We start from the raw sequence: 21,356 nt of genomic DNA, 5'->3' as shown, positions 1-21,356 counted from the left end.
CTGCACCTCGCAAAGATCAATCACGCCAACTAATTTACCAAGGATTGTCATGCAATTTTTGAACACACCATCGCGGCTGTTTGCAGTTACGTTAGCTACAGCAGTTGCAACACTTGCCGCGGCCTTGCCCGCCCAGGCAGTCAGCGTCGCCCCGGTGCAAGACGTGAGCGACGTCTTGCACGGCGTCACGGTCAAAGACCCGTACCGCTATTTCGAAAATGTGAAGGACCCCAAGGTGCAGTCCTGGCTCAAGGAGCAAGGCGAATCGGCACGCAAGGAACTGGACCGGATAGAACTGCGCAACCAGCTGGAACAGCGCATCGCCGATATTTCCGCCGCCACCGGCGACGACATCCGCGACGTCACGCGCATGCCGGGCAACCAGGTGTATTACCTCAAGCGCGCCCGCGGCGAAAAACAGTTCAAGCTGGTGACGCGCGACAGCCTGCAAGGCCCCGAGCGCGTCCTGGTCGATCCTGAGCTGGACGCCAAGCGCACCGGCGTGCCGCACGCCATCAATTATTTCGTGCCGGCCTGGGACGGCAAGCACGTAGCCTACGGCGTTTCCGCCGGCGGTTCGGAAGATGCCTCGCTGTATATCCTCGATACGGCAAGCGGGAAAAATGTCGGAGAACCGATTCCACGCGTGCATGAAGCCTTGCTCGGCTGGCTGCCGGACAGCAAGTCGCTCACCTACAACCAGCTCAAGGCGCTCAAGCCGGGCGAACCGGATTCAGAAACCTATCTCGACAGCAAGGTGATGTGGATCAAGGTCGGCGCGCCGGCCGCCGAAGCCAAGGCGGTGTTCGGGCCGACCGTCACAACTGATCTAGGCCTGGCCCGTCTCGATGTCGGCACCATCCTCTTCAATCCGGGCAGCCGCTGGATGGTTGCGCGCACCACCGACACCACCTTGCCGGAAGGTTTCCTGTTCGTGGCCGATGTCGCCGACCTCGACAAGCCGGCCGTCGCCTGGAAGAAGATTTCCAGCTTCGACGACAAGATCACCGATGCCGAACTGAAAGGCAACGACCTGTACCTGCTGACCCATGACCATGCGCCGCGCAACCGCGTACTGAAGCTCGACTTGCGCCACCCTGACCTGAAACTGGCGCGCGAAGTAGCCAGCGCGCCGCCAGACGCGGTGCTGGAAAAATTCTCGCTGACGCGCGATGCGCTGATCGGCGAAGTGCGCGAAGGCACCTCGATTGTGCTGCGGCGCTATGCGGCCGGCGACACCAAGGGCCAGAACATCTCCTTGCCGTTCAAAGGCGCCGCCACCGTCCATAACGATCCGGCCCATGCCTACAGCGATGTGCTGTACACCTTGAACGGCTGGACCGAGCTGCCGCGCACCCTGCTGCTCAAGGGCAAGGTATCCAGCGATCCCGGCCTGCGCGTGAATCCGCCCATGCCTAGCCTGCCCGAAGTGGAAGTGGTCGACGTCAAGGTGCCGAGTTACGACGGCGCGCTGGTGCCGATGACCCTGCTGTACAAGAAGGGCTTGAAACGCGACGGCAGCAATCCGACCTTGCTGGACGGTTATGCCGCTTACGGCTTTTCCCAGACCGCCGGTTTCTCGCCTGCCCGCATGGCCTGGCTTGAGCGCGGCGGCGTGCTGGCGTTCGCCAATGTGCGCGGCAGCGGCGTCTACGGCGACGACTGGTACCGGGCCGGCTTCAAGGCCACCAAGCCGAATACCTGGAAAGACGGCGTGGCGTGCGCCAAATACCTGATCGCCGAGGGTTATGCGACACCCAAGACCCTGGGCGTGATGGGCACCAGCGCCGGCGGCATCTTCGTCGGCCGCACCGTGACTACCGCGCCTGAGCTGTTTGCGGCAGCCATCTTCAATGTCGGCATCATGGACGCCGTGCGCGCCGAAGACAGCGCCAACGGCATCACCAATATCTCGGAATTCGGCAGCGCCAAAAATCCGCAGGAATTCCCGGCCTTGCTGGAGATGAGCACCTACCATAACATCAGGGACAACACCGCTTATCCCGCCGTCATGCTGGTGCACGGCATGAACGACCCGCGCGTCGACGTCTGGCACAGCGCCAAGACCGCGGCCCGCCTGCAGGCAGCCACCAGCAGCGGCAAGCCGGTCCTGTTGCGGCTCGACATGCAGGCCGGCCATGGCGTAGGCAGCACGGCTACCCAGCGCTACGCCTTGTCTGCCGATGTCTACAGTTTCCTGTTGTGGCAAATGGGGAAGGTAAAGCAGGTGGATTAAGCAAGCCGCAGCCGCCCGGCTGCCGGCGTCAATGCGCCGCCAGCCATCCTAGCAAGGCTTTGTGGAATTCTGCCGGCTGCTCCATCTGCGGCGCATGGCCGAGGCCGGCAAACTCGACCAGCGTAGCGTGCGGAATCAGCTTGGCTGCCTGTTTGCCCAGCACTTTGTATTTGCCTATCTTCGCCTTTACTTCCGGCGAAGCGGCATCGCTGCCGATGGCGGTGGTGTCCGCATCGCCGATCAGCAGCAGGGCCGGCATGCCGAGGTCCTTGAATTCGTAGACCACCGGCTGCGTAAAAATCATGTCGTAGACCAGCGCCGAATTCCACGCCACCAGGGTGTGGCCCGGCCCCTGGTTGAGCCCCGCCAGCATGGTCACCCAGCGTTCATATTCCGGCTTCCAGCGGCCGACATAGTAAGTGCTCTGCTCATAGTTGCGCAGGCCGTCGGCATTCAGCTTCAGTTCGCGCTGGTACCACTGGTCGACCGTGCGGTAAGGCACGCCCAGCGCTTTCCAGTCTTCCAGCCCGATCGGGTTGACCATCACCAGCTGTGTCGCCTGCTCCGGATACAGCAGGGCATAGCGGGTGGCCAGCATGCCGCCGGTCGAGTGGCCGACGATGACGGCTTTGCGGATGCCCAGCTGCTCCAGCAAACCATGGGTGTTGATGGCGAGCTGCTGGAACGAATATTGGTAATGCTCGGGTTTGCTCGAAGTGCAGAAGCCGACCTGGTCTGGCGCAACTACCCGGTAGCCGGCGGCGCTCAGCGCCTTGATGGTCTGTTCCCAGGTAGCGCCGCAGAAATTCTTGCCATGCATCAGGACTACGGTGCGGCCGTTGGCGGCGCCGGCCGGGGCGACGTCCATGTAACCCATCTGCAGTTGCTTGCCTTGCGATTCGAAGGCGTAGTGTTTCAATTCGTAGGGATAGTCGAAGCCTTGCAGCTCGGGACCGTAGACAGGCGCAGCAGGAAGCGCCGGTGCGGCAGCAGCGGATAACGCGGCGCCGAGCAGCAAGCTGCCGAGCAAGAAAGGCAAGGAATTCGGCATGCGGCAATCCTCCGGAAACGAAGCGGTTATCTTACTCCCGGATTTCGGTCGGCGCCACGCCGGTCCAGCGCTTGAATGCGCGCCGGAAATTCCTCACATCCTTAAAGCCGGTTTCGGCGGCGACATCGGCCACCGAAAACTTGGAATGCGACAGCAATTCCAGCGCGCGCGATTTCCTCACCGATTCCAGCAGGCCCTGGTAAGAAAAACCGGCATCGTTCAGGCGCCGCCGCAAGGTCCGCTCGCCGATGTTGAGCGTGGCGGCGATGCTCTGCAGCGACGGCAGGTCTTTCAGGTTGTCGCGGATCGCGCGCTCGATGGTGGTGGAAAGATCGACTTTTTCCTGTTCCACCGTAAGGTTCTCTTCGATCAGTTTAATGGCCGTCTTGGCTACCAGGGCATCGTGGGTGGGCAGCGGATAATTCATCCAGTTGACGTCGGTGATCAAGCGGTTGCGCGAGCAGCCGAAGCGCACCGGGCAGCGGAAAATCGTATCGTAGATGGCGGCGTGCGGCGGCGGCTGGTACACCAGTTCGATCGCTGCCGGCGTGAACTGCGGCCCGACCAGGTGGCGCACGATATTGACCATGCTGGAAAACGCTTCCTCGATCAGGAACATCTCGATATCGGGATCGTAGAACTGCGGGTCGGCCACGATCGCGACCTGCTGGCCGCGCAGCTCCATGGCGATATGGATCAGCGAACCGGCTCCTTTCTGGTAGTGGATGCCGATTTCGCTGGCTTCGCCCAAGGTGGCGCAGGTCATCATGCCGAAGCCGACCAGGCCCCACGACACCAGCGTCTGCCGGCTGCCTACCGCCAGCCCGAGCCCGGTATCGCCGATCAGCTTCTGGCCGCGGCGGATCATCATGCTGCCCTGGCGGTAGGAGATCTTGAAATTGGGCTGGTTCAGGTCTTCCGCGGTGAAACCGAGGCCGCGGCAGAGGGACACGGTGTCATGGCCGCGTTCGTGGGCGACGATCGACAGATAGCGCGGCGTCAGGGGATTGATCGATGCTGTCGAGTAGCGCGGATCAATCCGCTCGGGTTTGGCGGCGGCCGGTTTTGCGGCAGGTTTCGCGGTCGGTTTCATGCTTGCCATTGTGTCGGCAAGACAGGCGGCTGTCTAGCCACTATGCATGCGACGGACAATATTCTGTCCGTTAAAGACCCTTCCGCCGTCCGTTTCGGCCCTCACTCCGCGGCCCGGACTTCGTTACATTGGATGGACGCCAGACAATTCAAACCAGCCCAGCCGATGTCCAGGAGATTGCCAATGAGTGCTTCATCCGTTTCCAGCAGCAACGCAGCAGTGTGCATTATCGGCGGCGGTCCCGGCGGCCTGAGCGCCGCCCGCGCCCTCAAGCGGCAAGGCATCAGCTACGAACAGTTCGAGCGCCACAGCGACGTCGGCGGCATCTGGGACATGGACAACCCGGGCAGCCCGATGTACGAATCGGCGCATTTCATTTCATCGCGCGACCTGTCGGGTTATGCCGATTTTCCCATGCCGAAAGATTATCCGGACTATCCGACCAACCAGCAGATCGTCGCCTACGTCAGGTCATTCGCGCGCGCCTTCGGCCTGTACGACAACATCCGTTTCGGCGTCTCGGTGCAGGCCATCAACAAGCTGCCCGACCAGCGCTGGCAAGTCACGTTGGGGAACGGCGAGCAGCGCCACTATCGCGCAGTGATCTGCGCCACCGGCTGCAACTGGGATCCCAGCCTGCCGGAAATCAAGGGCAATTTCAGCGGCGAGATCCGCCACTCGGTAAGCTACAAGCGCGGCGAGGAATTCAAGGGCAAGCGGGTGATGGTGGTCGGCGCCGGCAATTCCGGCGCCGACATTTCCTGCGACGCCGCCACCTACGCCGATGCGGCATTCATCAGCATGCGCCGCGGCTATCATTTCATCCCCAAGCATCTGTTCGGCGTCCCGGCCGACGAGTTTGCCGAAAAAGGGCCGCAACTGCCGATGTGGCTGGAGCGGCCGGTGTTCAGCGGCATACTCAAGATGATCACCGGCGACCTGACCCGCTTCGGCCTGCCCAAGCCGGATCACAAGCTGTTCGAAAGCCATCCCTTGATGAACACGCAATTGCTGCACCATCTGCAGCACGGCAACATCGCGGTGCGCCCGGACGTCGAGCGCTACGACGGCGACGAGGCTGTGTTCAAGGACGGCAGCCGGGAACGGCTGGACCTGGTGCTGTACGCCACCGGCTACAAATGGAGCGCGCCGTACGCCGGCAAATATTTCGAGTGGCGGGGCGGGCGGCCGCAGATGTACCTGTCGGTGTTCAGCCGCCTGCACCGCAACCTGTTCGGCATCGGTTATATAGAAACCAACTCCAGCGCTTTCAAGCTGTTCGATGCGCAAGCTCACCTGATCGCCAGCTACCTGCGCGAGCAGAGCGCGGGCGCGGAGCGGGTGCGCGCCTTCGATGAGCTGATCGCGCACGACGATCCCGACCTGTCGGGCGGCATCAAGTTCATCAAGTCGCAGCGCCACACCGTGTACCTGGAAGTGCATGCGCTCAAGCGCTACCTGAATAAGCTGCACAAGCGCATCGGCTGGCCGGCATTGCGCGACGGCGATTACCGGCAGATGATCCAGGCGCCGGCCGCAGTTGCGCCGCAACCGCGGAAAGACGCCTTGCAGGAGGCGGCATGAAGCTCGGCCCGGAATTTGCCGGGCGGGTCGCCCTGCTGACCGGCGCCGCCGGCGGCATCGGCCGCGAGATCGCCAAGCGCCTCGACGATGCCGGCTTGCGCCTGGTGCTGTGCGATTTGAACCAGGATGGCCTGGCCGAACTCGCCGCCGGGCTGAAACAGGAGCCGCTGCTGATTGCCGGCGATCTCTGCCAGCGTCCGCTGCTGGAGCATATCCGCGAGACGGTAGAGGAAAAGTTCGGCCGCCTGGACATCCTGCTCAACAACGCCGCCGTGGTGCGCACCGACCGCTTCGACGAATATACGCTCGACCATATCGAAAGCGACCTGCATATCAACCTGATCACGCCGCTGCTGCTGTCGCGCATCATGGTGCCGCTGCTCAAGCAGGCGCCGGACCCGCGCATCATCAACACGATTTCCCTGGGCGGCGTCTTGCCGATGCCGGAGAGTCCGTTGTACAGTGCAAGCAAATTCGGTTTGCGTGGCGCGACGTTGTCGATTGCGGTGGATTTCGAAAAGAAGGGCATCAAGGTCGGGGGGATCTTGCCTTCCTCGGTGGATACCGCACAGCTGCGCCATGAAGCGCTGACCGGCGGCAGCGCCCTGAATTTCATCGATCCGCCGCAGAGCCCGTCGCATGTGGCCGATGAAATGCTGCGCATGCTGCTGGAGCCGCGCTACGAGCGTTACCCGAAAGTGTCGGACGCGATGCTGGTGCGGCTGGCCATGCTGTTCCCGAACAAGATCGGCAAGATCATCAACTGGTTTGAAAAGAAAGGGCAGGCCGGGCGCAAGCGCTATCTGGAAGAGCGCGGCCTGACCAGCCAGGTGGTGCGCTGGTAGCGCAGTTGTAGAGTTGCAGAGCCGAGAGATTGGCGCAGCCGCATTCCGCGACAGACGGATGGCTGCCCAGGCAGGATGTTCGTCCCGCTGTAAAAACAAAATATCAACCCGCCCGAGGGAGACCAAGAGATGGCTTCAAGTGCAGCGCCGGCTCCGGCCGTTGTGACACAGGCGCATGCCGCGCCGGCGTTCGCCGCGGGCGATCCCGGCACGGCCCTGGCGCCGGCCGCGCCCGGCCCGCGCGCCATGCTGCGGCTGGCGATCGTGTATGCGGTAGCGATCAACGGCACCATCCTGACGCCGTTCATCGTCTCTGCCCTGATGCGGCGCTTCGGCCTGGACGAGGGCCAGGCCACCATGATGACCGGATTCGAAATGCTGGGCATGGCGCTCAGCTGCATGGTGCTGCCGCGCTGGGCGTCGCGGCACGCCTTGCGCTTCGCCTGGATCGGCGCCGCCGGCACTGTCGCAGCCCAGGCCGCCAGCGCGCTGCTGGCCGGGGCGCAGGCGGTCGGCGTAGCCCGCGGCCTGGCTGGCGTATTCGAAGGAATGCTGTTCATGCTGGTGGCGGCCAGCGTCGCCAACCAGCCGTCGGCGGAACGCATCTGGGGCGTGATCATCCTGGTCGCCGGGCTGGTCAACGGCGCGCTGCTGATCGGCATTTCCTACCTGCCGGAGCGCTGGGCCGCGCAATGGCTGTTCCTCGCCATGGGCGCCTTGGTCGCCTGTGCCGCGCCGCTGCTGCTGCGCGCCAGCCGCGATATCGTCGACGAGCGCCGTCCGCGCAAATCTGCCGGCGCCGGTTTGCCATGGCTGCGCATCGCCGCCGTCTGGATCCTCACCGTATTGATCTATGGCGTGCAGGCAGGGCAATGGGCGGTCACCGAACTGGCCGGCCAGCACGCCGGCCTCGCCACCTCGACCATCGGCATGCTGCTGTCGACTTCATCTTTCCTCGGTTTCGCCGGCTGCGTCGCCTCCTCCTGGCGCGGCAGCCATCGCCATCGCATCGCGATTATCTGCGCGGCCCAGCTGCTGATGATCGGTTCCCTGATGTGGTTCTTTTCGGCGCGCAGCGGCGCCGCCTATTTCAGCAGCCAGCTGCTGCTCAACATCGGTTTCTACGCATTGGTTCCCTTCCTGACCGGTTTGCTGTCAGAGATTGACGAAGACGGCTCGCTGGTGTCCCGCACGGTGGTGGTGACGCTGCTTGGCGTGGCGTTCGGCACCACCCTGGCCGGCTGGCTGCTGACCGCGCTCGGCGCCGAGCGGTTCGGCATGGTGCTGGGGGCAACGGTGCTGCTCGGGATGCCTGCGGTGGCCGTCGCGTTTGCTCCGCGCCAGCCGCAATAAAGAAGCAACAGGATTGTCCGCCGAATTCCAATGATTTTGTGATGTGACCTGCGAGGAGATAAAAATGCACCCGATCAAACCGAGGGCATCCGTGATGATGCTGTCCGCCGCCTGGGCCTGCTGCCTGTTGACCGCGCCGCTGTGGGCGCAGCAGGCAGCCAGGCTGGGCGCAGAGCTGACGCCGGTCGGCGCCGAAAAGGCCGGCAACAAGGAAGGTACGATCCCGGCCTGGAGCGGCGGCGACGTCGCCGCGCCGGGCGGCTACAAGGCTGGCCAGCCGCGCCCGAATCCGTATGCGGCCGACAAGGCGGTGGTTTCGATCAGCGCCGCCAATGTCGACAAATACGCCGCCAGGCTGTCGCCCGGCCAGGTGCAGCTGGTCAAGAGCATCAAGGGTTACCGCATGGATGTCTATCCGACCCACCGCTCCTGCGGTTATCCGGACGTGGTGTACCAGCGCAGCAAGGAAAATGTCGGATTCGCCAAGATCGGGCAAAACGGCTACGAGCTGGTGGAGGCCAAGACCGCCGGTTATCCGTTCCCGATGCCGGCCAACGGCGTCGAGGCGATGTGGAATTTCAAGATGCGCTACCAGGGCGAGGGCCTGACCTGGGCCTATGCCACGGCGATCCCGCCGAAAGGCGGCAGCGGCATCGGCGAGCCGCTGATCCAGGAAGACTACATCATGTTCCCGCTGTCGAATCCGAAGAACAGCACGATCGCCGGCGCCAAGGGCGTCGAATCTCTTTACCTGAGCCCGTACATCGCGCCGGCCCAGTTCGCCGGCGACGTCACCTTGTCGCATGCCTACATCGGCAAGACCAACGATATCTGGCTGTACTTCGCCAGCCAGCGCCGGGTGCGCCGGGCGCCGACCTATTCCTACGACGCGCCCATCCTGAACGATGAAAACCTGGAAACCATCGACCAGTACACCATGTACAACGGCCCGCTGGACCGCTACGACTTCAAGCTGGCGGGCAAGAAGGAAATGATCGTTCCCTACAACTGGAACAAGGTCAACGCCGTGGAAAACAAGATCGGCGACGTCGTGCAGCCGGCTTTCCTCAACCGCGACATGACACGCTACGAAACCCATCGCGTGTGGGAAGTGGAAGCGACCGTCAAGCAGGGCGCGCGCCACACCTTTCCGAAACGGACGTTTTACCTGGATGAAGATTCCTGGCAGATCCTGGTGCAGGACCTGTACGACGGCCAGGGCAAGGTGCAGCGCGTGATGGAGAGCGGGGTGGTGATGGCGACCGAACTGCCGGCCTGCGTGCAGGAAGGTTACGCCAGCTACGACCTGTCGCTGGGGCGCTACATCGCCGAACGGATCCCGGCCGGGCAAAAACAGTCCGACTGGCTGGCCGGGCGCGAAGGCCGGGTCAAGGAATCGATGTTCGAACCCGACGGCCTGCGCCGCTTCGCCAGCCGCTGATCGCCGTCCATAAAAAAATCGCGCAGTTTGTTCGTATCCCGGGGAGAGAAGAATGAAGAAGATGGCGAGGAAGTTGAGGCAGGGCAGGCAGCCGGGTTTCAAGCCGGGCATCGTAGTGGCCCTGGTGTGGAGCAGCTCGACGGTGTTCAGCCATACGGCCAGCGCCGAACAGTTCGACCTGGGCAACGGCCTCAGGGGCAGCTTCGACTCTTCCATTTCCTTCGGCATGGCGGTGCGCACCTCCAGCCCGAACTGCGCCTTCATCGGCCAGGACAACGGCGGCTGCGCCAGCAGCGACCAGGTCGGCATCGCGCGCCGCGATCCGGTCAATTTCAACCAGTCGTATGACTTGACCAGGCTCAACCAGGACAACGGCAATCTCAACTACAAGAGCGGGCAGGTGTTCTCGGCGACCTTGCGCGGCGTGCACGACCTGTTCCTGAAAGCGCCGGACGGCTGGAGCGGCCTGGTGCGGGCTGCGTGGTCCTACGATTTCGCCGCCGACCGCACCCGTTACGCCGACCTGGAGCCGGATGCGCGCAGCCATGCGGTGCACGACATCCGCCTGCTGGACGCCTACGTCAACAAGGAATTCGAGATCGACCAGCATCCGGTGCGGGCGCGGGTCGGCAACCAGGTGATCAGCTGGGGCGAAGACATTTTCATTCCCGGCGGGATCAATTCGATCAACGCCATCGATGTGCGCCGCGCCCATAGCCCGGGCGTGCAGCTGAAAGAGATTTTCCGGCCGGCGCCGATCCTGTCCCTGAATGCCGAAGTGGCCAAGGGCCTGAGTGTCGAAGGTTATTACCAGACGCGCTGGAACGGTTATGAATTCGATCCGGTCGGCACTTTCTTTTCCACCAGCGATATTGTCGGCCGCGGCTCCACCGGCGCTTTCCTGCCGACCTCGCTGGTCAATTCGGTGACCGGCCCGCTCGGCCTGCCGCCGGCGCCGCCCGGCACCGTGGGCGATACCGGCACCCGCATCATCGGCATCAATCCGAGCACCGGGCTGCCGTTCAACCGGCAACTGTCGGCGAGCGAACTGGCCGATCCCAACCTGAATCCCCTGTACGGCCCGCTGGTCCACAGCGGCAGCGTGATCCCGCGCGGCGTCGACCGCAATCCCAGGAACAGCGGCCAGTTCGGCCTGTCGACCCGCTACACCTTCCCAGACAGCGGCGACGAACTGGCGCTGTACTACATCCGCTACCACGACAAGATTCCGTTCGCCAGCATCCGCGTCAACCAGGGCGCCACCGCCAATCCGTTCGGCTGGCAAGAGATTTACCTGGACTACGCCGAAGACCGCAACCTGTTCGGGGTCTCGTACAACACCCGCGCCGGCGACTGGGCTTTCGGCACCGAGCTGTCGTTCCGGCCGAAGGAAAGCACACCCATCGATCCGACCATCGTCAGCAACCCGAACAATCCGTATTACTGCAATGCCGACCTGAATCCAGCCAACTACCGTCCCACCGGCTATGTCTGCCGCGGCGCGGTCGACCAGAAGAAATACCAGTTCCACCTGACCGCGCTCAACATCTTCACTCCGGGCGGCAGCTTCGGCGGCTTGCTGCGTGCGCTAGGCGCGACCGAGGGCACGTTTACCTCGGAACTGGCGGCGGCCTACTATCCTGACCTTGACCTCAACCGCGGCATCCCCTATTCGGTGGCTTCCGACTACCGGTCGCCGACCAAACTGTCGAGCGGCCTGGTGGCGCAGATCGGCGTCAACTATCCGGCCGCGTTCGGCGGCCAGGCTTCCTATGCGCCCGACCTGTCGCTGTCGTACGGCATGTCCGGCGTATCAGCCAGCGCCTTGCCGGGTTTCATCCAGGGCGCGGGCGCGGTGGTGCTGGGCCTGACCGTGGACTTCAAGACCAAGCCGGCCACCAAGATGCGCGTCGACTACACCCACAACTACGGCGGCGGCTTGTCCAACCTGAGCCGCGACCGCGATTTCGCCACCTTCAGCTTCACGACGTCGTTCTGATGAAGCAGCTAACCAGCGATTGGATGCAGGCATGAGTAGTTCAACCCAGGGTCTTGGCAAGGATGGCCGGCTGCAGCGGCTGGTGGCCGGACTGGAATCGGTCCTGTTCCGGCGCCGCTTCGCGGTGCTGCTGGCGTTCGGCGCATTTACGCTGTGCATGGCGGTGCTGGCGCTGGGTTTGCGCATGTCGGCCGGATTTGAAAAGACCTTGCCGCAGCAGCACGCCTACATCAAGACTTTCAACCAGTACCGGGAAGCGCTGTTCGGCGCCAACCGCCTGATCGTGGTGGTGCACGCGCGCCACGGCACGATCTGGAATCCGCCGGTGCTGCGCCAGCTGCTGGGCGTGACGGACGCGGTCAATTACCTGCAGGGAGTGGACCGCAGCAGCGTCATGTCGCTGTGGACGCCAAATGTGTTCTTTACCGAAATCACGGAAGAGGGTTTCAAGGCGCTGCCGATCACCGGCGGCGACATCATTCCCGACAAGCTCAATCCGCAGGTGATCGCCGACATCCGCGGCCGGGTCGCCGCCGGCGGCTATCTCGGCAACCTGGTGTCGCGCGACCAGACCAGCGCCATGGTGCTGGCCGAACTGCAGGACAGCGATCCGCAGACCGGCCAGCCGCTCGATTACCGCGCCTTCAACCAGCTGCTGGAAGACAAGGTGCGCAAGCATTTCGAGAACGCCGACGTCGAGATCCAGATCATCGGCTTCGCCAAGGCCATCGGCGATATCGGCGAAGAAGCCAGCCGCGTCATGGAATTTTTCGGCATTGCCTTGCTGCTGACCGCGCTTGCGGTTTACTGGTACTGCCGCTCGCTGCGCCTGACCATGCTGCCGCTGGTGTGTTCGCTCAGTTCGCTGGTGTGGCAGTTCGGCACTTTGCGGCTGCTCGGCTTCGGCCTCGATCCGCTGGCCATCCTGGTGCCGTTCCTGGTGTTCGCCATCGGCGTTTCGCACGGCGTGCAGCAGATCAATTTCATCGTGCGCGAAATCGCCGCCGGCAACAATACCGAACACGCGGCGCGCCACAGCTTCACCGGTTTGCTGATACCGGGCACGCTGGCGCTGGTGACGGCCTTCATCAGTTTCATCACGCTGACCCTGATCCCGATTCCCATGATCCGCGAACTGGCGATTGCCGCATCGATAGGGGTCGGCTACAAGATCGTCACCAACCTGGTGATGTTGCCGCTGGCCGCTTCGTATTTCAGTTTTTCGCAGGAATACGCGCAGCGCGCCATCGGCCGCCGCGAACAGCACAGCCGCTGGCTGGGCGGCCTGGCGCTGGTGGCGCGGCCGCGCAATGCGTGGATCGTGGTGGCGCTGGGCGCCGCCTTGTTCGCCGTGGCGGTATGGCAAAGCCAGGGACGCCACGTCGGCAGCCTGCAGGCCGGCGCCGCCGAGCTGCGGCCGGAAGCGCGCTTCAACCGCGACGCCGCCGATATCACGGCGCGTTTCGATGTCGGCCTGGACTGGCTGACGGTGGTGTTCGAAGTAGCGCCGGCCGGCAAGCTGGATGCCTGTTCGCGTCCCGATGCGCAACTGTTCATGGACGATTTTGCGCAGCAGATGAGCGGCGTGCCGGGCGTGCTGTCGACCCGTTCGGTCGCCGACGTGCTCAAGGGCGTGAATGCCGGCCTCAACGAAGGCAACCCCAAGATGGCGACCATCACGCGCGATGCGCGCGGGCTGGGTTCGCAGTTCGGCAGCGCCAACAACCAGCTGCACGGTTTTTCTTCGTCGGATTGCCGTGCCCAGGGCGTCAACCTGTACCTGAGCGACCACAAGGCGACCACCATCAAGGGCGTGGTCGCGGCGGTCGAACAGTTTCGCCTGGCGAACCGGCTGGATGGGGTCAATATCCGGCTGGCCAGCGGCAACGCCGGCGTCCAGGCCGCCACCAATGAAGTGCTGGAGCGCAGCGAATTGCCGATGATGCTGTATGTGTACGCCGCCATCCTGCTGCTGGTGCTGCTGGCATACCGCGACTGGCGCGCGATGCTGGCTTGCTGCCTGCCGCTGACGGTGGCGACCTGGCTCGGCTACTGGTTCATGAAGGACTTGAATATCGGCCTCACCGTGGCCACCTTGCCGGTGATGGTGCTGGCTACCGGCATCGGCGTCGACTACGCTTTCTATATCTATAACCGCCTGCAGCTGCACCTGGGAGCGGGCATGGCGATCAGCGACGCTGTCGAGCGCACTTTGCACGAGACCGGCGTGGCGACCGTGTTTACTGCGTTGACCCTGTCGATAGGCGTCGCCACCTGGTCGTTTTCGCCGCTGCAGTTCCAGGCCGACATGGGCAAGCTGCTGACCTTCATGTTCCTGGTCAACATGGTCATGGCGGTGACCTTGCTGCCGGCTTTCGCGGTGGTGCTGGAGACCATCTTCCCGCGCCGCGCCGGCTTGCCGCGCATGTCGTCGTCCATTGCTCATTGAGGAAGCCCATGCCTTCAACATTCAATAACCTGCGTGTGTTTCCTGCTGCCTTGTGCCTTTTGCTGGCGAGCGCCGGCCCTCTCGCGGCGGAAGCGGCCGGCTCCGGCTGGCCCGCCAGCCGGCCGGCCCAGCCGCGCCAGCAAGCCGCGGCCACTGCCATGCTGGCAGCAGTGAGCACGACCGGCGGCAGGATCGTTGCCGTCGGCGACCATGGCGTCATCCTGCTGTCCGACGACGGCAAGCAGTACCGCCAGGCGCGCAGCGTGCCGACCCGCGCCATGCTGACCAGCGTGGCTTTCATCGACCGCAACACCGGCTGGGCCGCCGGCCATGACGGCGTGGTGCTGAAGACCGTCGACGGCGGCGAGCACTGGAAGCTGTTGCGCCAGCAGTACGGCCAGGAGCAGCCGATATTGTCGATCTGGTTCGCCGATGCCGACCGTGGGCTGGCAGTCGGCCTGTTCGGCATGGCCCTGAGCACCGGCGATGGCGGCGTGACCTGGACCGAAGTCAAGCTGAGCAGCGGCGACGCTGCCGACCGCCACCTGTACCGGATTGTCGCAACCGCCGGCGGCACGCTGCTGATCATGGCCGAAGCCGGAACGGTGTTCCGCTCGGAAGACGGCGGCAAGCACTGGGATGTGATCGACAGCGGAGAAAAGGGATCGCTCTGGAGCGCCACCGCATTTACCGACAACGGCGCCAGCACCGTGGTCGCGGTCGGCATGCGCGGCCATGTCATACGCAGCGCCGACGACGGCAAGAGCTGGCAAGCGGTGGCTTCCGGCACGACCCAGTCGCTGACCGATATCACGCAGCTGTCCGGCCGCGAGCTGGCGGCCGGCGGCATGGGCGGCACCGTGTTGCGCAGCAATGACGGCGGCCGCCATTTCACGCTGGAACATAGCGCCGGCGACGAGCCGATCACGGCGCTGCTCAAGGCGCCGCACGGGCAGGGCATGCTGCTGTTTTCCATGGCGGGCGTGGTGCCGGCGCCCTAGGCCCTAGTTTCATCCATTTGATTACCTGGGACGTAATCGACCGTGCCCGATGCCGGGCGGAGAATGTTCTTGTCGTCAACGACAAAGCAACTCTCCCAACCCATCCTTGAAGGAGCACGACCATGACCAGCACCGTCAGCGCCACGCATATCGCCAATGAAGCCGCGTCCATCGCCAGCCGCTACATCGCGGCCTGGGACGAACCTGACGCCGCGCGCCGCCGCGCATTGATAGCGGCGGCGTTTACCCCTGAAGCAACCTACGTCGACCCGATGATGAGCAACGCCGGCCATGACGGTCTGGATGCCATGATAGGCGCGGTACGGCAGCAGTTTGCCGGCTTGCGTTTCAAGTTGCACGGCAAGCAAGACGGCCATAACGATGTCGTGCGCTTTTCCTGGGCCTTGGCCGCCGACGGCGCCGAGCCGGTCGCCATCGGCACCGACATCGTGGTGGTGGCGGCGGACGGACGCATCAGCAGCGTCACCGGTTTCCTGGATGCGATGAACCTGCCGGTTTGAAATCGCTGGCTACCGGGCTACACTGCCCGGTAAATCTTTGGAGACAATTCATGGGCGCATCGCAAGCCGCAGAAAAAACAGGCCTGGAGCAGGCCGCGCACAACCGCTATTTCAACGACTTCGCCACGGCCTTGCGTTACTGGCGCGACAAGCGCGGCTACAGCCAGCTGCGCCTGTCGGCCGAAAGCCATATCTCGCAGCGGCATATCAGCTTCCTGGAAAGCGGGCGTTCGCAGCCGAGCCGTGAGCTGATCCTGAAACTGGGCACGGCGCTCGACATCCCGCTGCGCCAGCGCAATGTGATGCTGCTGGCGGCGGGTTTTGCGCCGGCCTACCAGGAGCGCAAATTGTCCGATCCCGAACTGGCCTCGGTCAAGCAGGCGCTGGATTTCATGCTGGCCCAGCAGGCGCCGTATCCGGCGCTGGTGGTGGACCGCCTGTGGAACCTGGTGATGAGCAACGGCCCGGCGGCCATGATGATGCGCTGGCTGCTGGACATGCCGGACAGCCAGCCGATCCCGCGCGAAGGCGTCAATATCCTGCAGCTGATGCTGGATCCGCAAGCCGTCAGGAAGCACCTGGTCAACTGGCAGGACGTCTGCGCCGACCTGCTGCACTGGATCCAGCGCGAGGCCATGAGCGACGGTCCCGGCAGCGAAGCCACCAGGCTGCTGGAACAGCTGGTGGCGCTGCCCGGCATCAAGGCCGCCAGCCAGACGCCGAACCTGGACACGCGCGTCTTGCCGTTCCTGGCGATGACCATCAGGAAGGACGGCGTCGAGCTCAACCTGTTCACCTCGATCGCTACCATGGGCACGCCGCACGACGTCACCGTGCATGAGCTGCGGATCGAATCTTTCTTTCCCGCCGACGCCGCCACCGCAGCCTGGTTCAAAAGCAAGGGCTAGTGGCGCGCTTTACAATAGGCACGCTGGAAACAGGCAGGTCCTATCGATCCACACAATGGAGAAAGCAAAATGACAAGAAAAATGCTGGTCACGGCAGCAACGGCCTGGAGCGCGCTGTTGCTCGCAGGCTGCGCCAGTTCACCGGCCACGACAGCGATCGCGGTTCCCGACAGCCTGAAGGTTGCGGATACGCAGGCCTTGTCGCTTGAGGCCAAGGCGACCGGCGTGCAAATTTACCAATGCGCCGCCGCCAAAGACGACGCCAGCCGGTTCGAGTGGCGCTTCGTGGCGCCGGAAGCCGATCTGTTCGACAACGATGGCCAGAAGATAGGCAAGCACTACGCCGGCCCGACCTGGGAATCGACTGACGGCAGCAAGGTGGTCGGCGCGCTCCAGGCGCACAGCGATGCGCCCGTGGCCGGGGCTATCCCGTGGCTGCTGCTCACTGCAAAATCGACCGACGGCATAGGCGTGTTTGGCTTGACGAAAAGCATCCAGCGCCTGCAGACCGCTGGCGGCAATGCGCCGGCCGATGGCTGCGACCAGGCCCAGCTGGGGAAAGAAGCGCGCGTGCCTTATACGGCGATATACCGCTTTTACTCCGCCAAATCGTAAACTCCCGGCGGCGCTCCGGCTGGATTGCCTGGCTGGAGCGCGCCGGCCAGGGTTGACGCAATCAATTTGCGCAACAAGCACCGCAAGCGCCAGAACTACTGATATATTTGTCGCGGGGAAATCTGCTCCTTAAACTATTTTTCGGCGGCCTGGTCTTTGCCGGGCCGGCGGCGACGACTCATTGGAGCTTACGATATGCATGGTGCCATCAAGCACGGTCTTACCCTGTTTCTTATCCTGGCACCGCTCGCCGCCACGGCTGGCGATACGCTCGGCAAGATCCGCGACAGCCAGAGCATCACCTTCGCCTACCGCCAGACTGCGCCCTTCTCGTATACCAATGACAACAAGCAGATCGTCGGTTATTCGATCGACCTCTGCCAGAAAATCGCCGACGCCGTCAAACGCGAGCTGAAGCTGCCGAACCTGAAAGTGCAGTACCTGCCGGTCGATTCCGCGACCCGCTTCTCCAGCATCATCGACGGCAAGGCCGACATCGAATGCGGATCGACCACCAACAACGCCGAGCGCCGCACCCGCGTCGGCTTCACCGTGCCGCATTTCTTTTCCAGCGTGCGGATGGTGGTGAAAAACGGCAGCGGCATAAAAAACTGGTCGGACCTGCGCAACAAGACCATGGTGATCACCAAGAGCACCACCACGATCGACCTGGTGAACGACCGCAGCAACGTCCGTTCGCTCAACATCAAGGTGCTGGAAGCGCAGGACGATACCGAATCGTTCGCATTCGTCGAACAGGGCAAGGCCGATGCCTATGCGATGGACGACGTGCTGTTGTACAGCCTGCGCTCGACGGCGAAAAATCCCGCCGACTACACGATCCTTGGCGATCCGCTGTCGATCGAACCGTATTCGCTGATGTTCCGCAAGGATGACCCGGCTTTCAAGAAACTGGTGGACCAGGAAATGGTGCGGCTGATCAATGAAGGCGAACTGAAAAAAATCTACAGCTACTGGTTCACCCAGCCGAACGGCCCGAAAGGCACCAACATGAACATGCCGATGGGTTACCTGCTGCGCGATTCGCTGCAATACCCGTCGGACAAGACGGCCCAGTGAGCGCTGCGGCTATTGCAGCAGGCGCCGCATGAACAGCTCCATGAACAGCGGCTTGTCGAGCGCCAGGCAGACCTCGGCGTTCGGCGCGCCGGGCTGTTCCCTGGTGTAGCCGTCCTGGTCCACCACGATATGCAGCGGCGTGGCCGGGCAGATGCGGCGGTCGGCCAGGTAGGCAACCGGCACCGCATCGAACAGCGTCGGCGTATTGCTGGACCATGGCTGGTAGCTGTCGGCCCACTGGTGGTACAGCAGCGCCAGCGCGTCGGTCAGCGGCGAACCGTGTCCAAACAGGGCGCTGCGCTCCACTTCATCCAGCCTGACCTGGGTCGAGTCGAGCGGCATCATCACGATAGGCACGCCTGAGGTAAACAATTTTTGCGCGGCCGGGATATCGGCCGCGATGTTGTACTCCTTGTCCGCCGGACGCGCCGCCGCGTACTCCGATTTCCGGTAGCCGGCCCGGACCGATCCGCCCATCAGCACCACCCGCTTGAGCTTGCCGAACGTGGCGGGGTCGCGGGTTATCGCGGCGCCGATATTGGTCAGGGGGCCGAGGGCGATCAAGGTGACCTGGCCCGGATGCCGGCGGATCTGCTGCAGCAGGAAATCCACCGCCGGCGGCGCGGCTGGCGGCAGGCTGCCGCGCTGAGCCCAGCGCGCCTGGGTGAACGGCGTCTGGCTGGTGGTGGCGATGCCGCGTGCGATCGGAATCGCGCCATGGCCGGTTTCGCGCAGCAGGCGCTCCAGCAGCTGCATGCGCAGTCCGGTGTCGCCCCAGGCGGCGGTAAAACCCAGGATTTCGAAACCGGGGCTGTTCAGCAGCAGGCCCAGGGCGAACGCATCGTCGATATCGTCGCCGATGTCGGTATCGACGACCACCTGTTCGGCCGCCGCCGCATGCGCCGCCTGCGGCGCAGACAGCAGGCACAGCGACGGCGCCAGCAGCAAGGCCGGCAGCGCGCCGCGCAATTTTTTCCTGGCCCAGGCAAGCATCATCGCGGTCCCATGCCGTTATCTGGCTGCCGGCGTCGGCAGGTTCATCAGCTTGATCATCAGCTTTTCAAAAGCCGGCACGTTGACTTCACGCACCACCGTGGTCGGGCTGGCGATCAGGCCCGGCGGCGCGTAGGCGGCAGGCCAGGACAGGGTGTTGCCGTAACCGGCGCCGAAGTCGGTGTCGATGCTGACGAACAGCTGGTCGGACTTGCTGACCAGCGCAGGATCCAGCCAGACCGCCGTGGCCAGTTCATCCCACAGGGGAAAGCCGGTTTCGGTGACCTTCTTCACCATCTGCGCCAGCGGCGTGCCGGACCTGGTCATGTCGTCCAGCAGGCGGGCGCTGAGTTCGGTCGCGGTGGACGGATCGGCCGGCACCATGACGATCCGTTTCCACGGCGCGCGCAGGACAATCTTCGCTGCCTCCGGATCCCAGCGGAAGTTGAACTCCAGGCGCGGCGTATTGATATATTCGCGCGCAAACTGTTCCGCCGACTTGGACGGCAGCACCTGGTGCGGATTCAGGCTGCCGCCCATGTAGACGATTTCTTTCGCGGTCTCCGCAAAACTCGGATCGAGGCTGATCGCTAGCGCCACGTTGGTCATCGGGCCGGTGGCCAGGATGGTGACCTGGCCCGGGAATTCGTGCACCTTGCGGATCATGAAATTGGCGGCGATTTCGTTTGACGCCTTGGTATGCGGCATGCCTTCCGGCAGCTGCGGCACCACGTCGTGGGCGTGGTAGTTGGGCTGGCTCTGGATGGTGCCGTCCGGCCATTTTTCATCCATCCAGGCGCCTTTGTAGACCAGCTTGCCGTACAGCGCTTCCCAGTGCCGCGTTGCTTCCTGCGTATTCAGCAAGGGAAACGTCGAGCCGGGCACGACTGGAATATCGCTGCGGCCGATGACTTCCAGCGTGCGCAGGGCGTGGGCGATATTCTCGTCGCGCCAGGTGGAGCCGCTGACGATCGTGATGCCGAGCACTTCCACATCGGCCGACTGGATCGCCATCAGCTGTGCCGCGCGCGGGCCGCCGACATCGTCGTCGATGATGACCTTGCGCTTGCCGGCGGCCTGCGCCTGCGATGGCAAGGCGGCGATTGCCAGCCCCAGCATGAATACCGTCGACAGCAGGCGGCGACGCATTGAATTCGATTTCATCGATTAGCTACTTTCAAATGGAAAATATAAAAACATGTCCGGCGCTGCCGCCGCAGGTTATCGCAAAAACGGCTGCAGCGCCGCCAGGAAGGCATCCGGGGTTTCAATCATCGGCGCATGGCCGCTGGCGGGGATGATCTTCAGTTCGGCGCCGCCGATTTTCGAGGCGAAATAGCGGCCGTCCTGCAGCGGCAGCAGCTTGTCGTGTTCGCCCCAGATCACCAGGGTCGGGATCTTGATCGCGCCTAGCTGGCGGTCCACGGTTTCGTCCAGCAAGGCTGGATTGCGCACCGCACGGATGGCCCAGGCGTCGCCTTTTGCCAGGCTCCAGGCCAGGCCGTCGCGCAATGCCTGGTCGGTCTGGTAGGAGGGCGAATGAAACACGCTCGCCAGCAGCTGTTTCTCGCCGGCCAGCGAGGCGCCGACAACTGCCGGCTTGCCGGGCGGAGGAGGCGCGGACAGGCGCTTCATGGTCGCGCGCAGGCCGGCCGAATCGGACAGCACCAGCCGCGCCGGCTTGGGCAAGCCCAGGCTCGGGCCGGCGGCGACGCCGCGCAACGCTTGTATCGTATATTGCGCCGAGATCCATCCACCCAATGATTCGCCTACCAGCGTGAAATCGGCTACCTGGTTCTGGCGCAGGAATTCGCCGAGGAAATCGACCCAGGTCTGGATGCCGTAATCGATTTGCGGCTTGTCGGAATTGCCGAACCCCAGCTGGTCCAGCGCCAGCACCCTGTGGTTTTGCGCCAGCGGCAGCATGACCTGGCCCCAGTCGCCCTTGGCGCTGCTGCCCAGGCCGTGCACCAGCACCAGCACCGGACCGCTGCCGATGTCGTAATAGCGGATGTTGGCGCCGAACAGGACCGCGCTCTTCTGTTCCGGCAAAGCGACCTGCTCAGCGGCGCCGGCCGGCGCCAGCAAGGCGATGCCGATCGCCAGCACCGAACATGCGGCAGCCGCCATCCGCCGCCAGGGTTTGCCGCAGCCGTCAGCGTCATGCATGTGTCTCTCCTGATGGAA

17 protein-coding genes are annotated in these 21,356 nt (G+C 63.7%); 12 read left to right on the top strand and 5 right to left on the bottom strand.

All coding sequences use genetic code 11. The features are described from left to right. Positions 1-49 precede the first annotated feature (49 nt). Complete coding sequence (locus tag AC07RZ_RS16755; RefSeq protein ID WP_494668772.1) at positions 50-2,236, top strand: prolyl oligopeptidase family serine peptidase; 2,187 nt, start codon at positions 50-52, stop codon at positions 2,234-2,236. 28 nt (positions 2,237-2,264) lie between these two features. On the opposite strand, the gene AC07RZ_RS16750 is transcribed toward AC07RZ_RS16755, so the two are convergent. Further along, positions 2,265-3,287 (bottom strand): alpha/beta fold hydrolase, encoded by a 1,023-nt coding sequence (locus AC07RZ_RS16750; RefSeq protein WP_494668771.1) that lies wholly within the window; start codon positions 3,285-3,287, stop codon positions 2,265-2,267. Positions 3,288-3,318: 31 nt separating this feature from the next. After that, positions 3,319-4,380: an AraC family transcriptional regulator gene (locus AC07RZ_RS16745; RefSeq protein ID WP_494668770.1), complete on the bottom strand. Its 1,062-nt coding sequence runs from the start codon at positions 4,378-4,380 to the stop codon at positions 3,319-3,321. Between the two features lie 183 nt (positions 4,381-4,563). Between AC07RZ_RS16745 and AC07RZ_RS16740 the strand changes: the two genes are divergently transcribed. The 11 genes from AC07RZ_RS16740 to AC07RZ_RS16690 all read left to right on the top strand — a co-directional run bounded on the left by AC07RZ_RS16740 (position 4,564) and on the right by AC07RZ_RS16690 (position 18,176). Then, a complete protein-coding gene (locus tag AC07RZ_RS16740; protein WP_494668769.1) occupies positions 4,564-5,964 on the top strand; it encodes a flavin-containing monooxygenase in 1,401 nt (466 codons plus the stop codon). Continuing rightward, positions 5,961-6,809 carry an SDR family oxidoreductase gene (locus tag AC07RZ_RS16735; RefSeq protein WP_144738036.1) on the top strand — a complete coding sequence of 283 codons (849 nt, stop codon included), beginning with the start codon at positions 5,961-5,963 and terminating at the stop codon, positions 6,807-6,809. The genes AC07RZ_RS16740 and AC07RZ_RS16735 overlap by 4 nt, the downstream gene beginning before the upstream one ends. 129 nt (positions 6,810-6,938) lie before the next feature. Further along, the gene (locus tag AC07RZ_RS16730) at positions 6,939-8,162 is read left to right on the top strand and encodes an MFS transporter (RefSeq protein ID WP_494668768.1); all 1,224 of its coding nucleotides are present in this window, start codon (positions 6,939-6,941) and stop codon (positions 8,160-8,162) included. A gap of 64 nt (positions 8,163-8,226) precedes the next feature. After that, positions 8,227-9,603, top strand: coding sequence for a DUF1329 domain-containing protein (locus tag AC07RZ_RS16725; RefSeq protein WP_494668767.1), 1,377 nt, complete (start codon positions 8,227-8,229; stop codon positions 9,601-9,603). Positions 9,604-9,655: 52 nt separating this feature from the next. Continuing rightward, the gene (locus AC07RZ_RS16720; protein ID WP_494668766.1) at positions 9,656-11,602 is read left to right on the top strand and encodes a DUF1302 domain-containing protein; all 1,947 of its coding nucleotides are present in this window, start codon (positions 9,656-9,658) and stop codon (positions 11,600-11,602) included. A gap of 31 nt (positions 11,603-11,633) precedes the next feature. Beyond that, on the top strand, positions 11,634-14,051 hold the full coding sequence (locus AC07RZ_RS16715) for an efflux RND transporter permease subunit (protein WP_494668765.1): 2,418 nt from the start codon (positions 11,634-11,636) through the stop codon (positions 14,049-14,051). A gap of 8 nt (positions 14,052-14,059) precedes the next feature. Further along, positions 14,060-15,052 (top strand): WD40/YVTN/BNR-like repeat-containing protein, encoded by a 993-nt coding sequence (locus tag AC07RZ_RS16710; protein ID WP_494668764.1) that lies wholly within the window; start codon positions 14,060-14,062, stop codon positions 15,050-15,052. 122 nt (positions 15,053-15,174) lie between these two features. Continuing rightward, positions 15,175-15,573 (top strand): nuclear transport factor 2 family protein, encoded by a 399-nt coding sequence (locus AC07RZ_RS16705; RefSeq protein WP_144738030.1) that lies wholly within the window; start codon positions 15,175-15,177, stop codon positions 15,571-15,573. A 50-nt stretch (positions 15,574-15,623) separates the two neighbouring features. Next, complete coding sequence (locus tag AC07RZ_RS16700; RefSeq protein ID WP_494668763.1) at positions 15,624-16,481, top strand: helix-turn-helix domain-containing protein; 858 nt, start codon at positions 15,624-15,626, stop codon at positions 16,479-16,481. Between the two features lie 69 nt (positions 16,482-16,550). Further along, a complete protein-coding gene (locus tag AC07RZ_RS16695) occupies positions 16,551-17,096 on the top strand; it encodes a DUF3455 domain-containing protein (protein ID WP_494668762.1) in 546 nt (181 codons plus the stop codon). Positions 17,097-17,291: 195 nt separating this feature from the next. Next, positions 17,292-18,176: an amino acid ABC transporter substrate-binding protein gene (locus tag AC07RZ_RS16690; RefSeq protein ID WP_254785183.1), complete on the top strand. Its 885-nt coding sequence runs from the start codon at positions 17,292-17,294 to the stop codon at positions 18,174-18,176. Between the two features lie 9 nt (positions 18,177-18,185). Here AC07RZ_RS16690 and AC07RZ_RS16685 read toward each other — a convergent pair whose 3' ends face one another. Genes AC07RZ_RS16685 through AC07RZ_RS16675 form a run of 3 tightly spaced genes read right to left on the bottom strand, consistent with a single transcriptional unit; the run spans position 18,186 to position 21,338 of the window. Further along, positions 18,186-19,172: a nucleoside hydrolase gene (locus tag AC07RZ_RS16685; RefSeq protein WP_494668761.1), complete on the bottom strand. Its 987-nt coding sequence runs from the start codon at positions 19,170-19,172 to the stop codon at positions 18,186-18,188. 15 nt (positions 19,173-19,187) lie between these two features. Beyond that, positions 19,188-20,333 carry a nucleoside hydrolase gene (locus AC07RZ_RS16680; RefSeq protein ID WP_494668760.1) on the bottom strand — a complete coding sequence of 382 codons (1,146 nt, stop codon included), beginning with the start codon at positions 20,331-20,333 and terminating at the stop codon, positions 19,188-19,190. Positions 20,334-20,390: 57 nt separating this feature from the next. Further along, positions 20,391-21,338, bottom strand: coding sequence for an alpha/beta fold hydrolase (locus AC07RZ_RS16675; RefSeq protein WP_494668759.1), 948 nt, complete (start codon positions 21,336-21,338; stop codon positions 20,391-20,393). Between the last annotated feature and the right edge of the window lie 18 nt (positions 21,339-21,356).

This window comes from Collimonas sp. GW821-FHT07E08, from assembly GCF_059418905.1.
The sequence above is the reverse complement of the archived record's forward strand: the minus strand, read 5'-3'. Positions and strand labels throughout refer to the sequence as shown.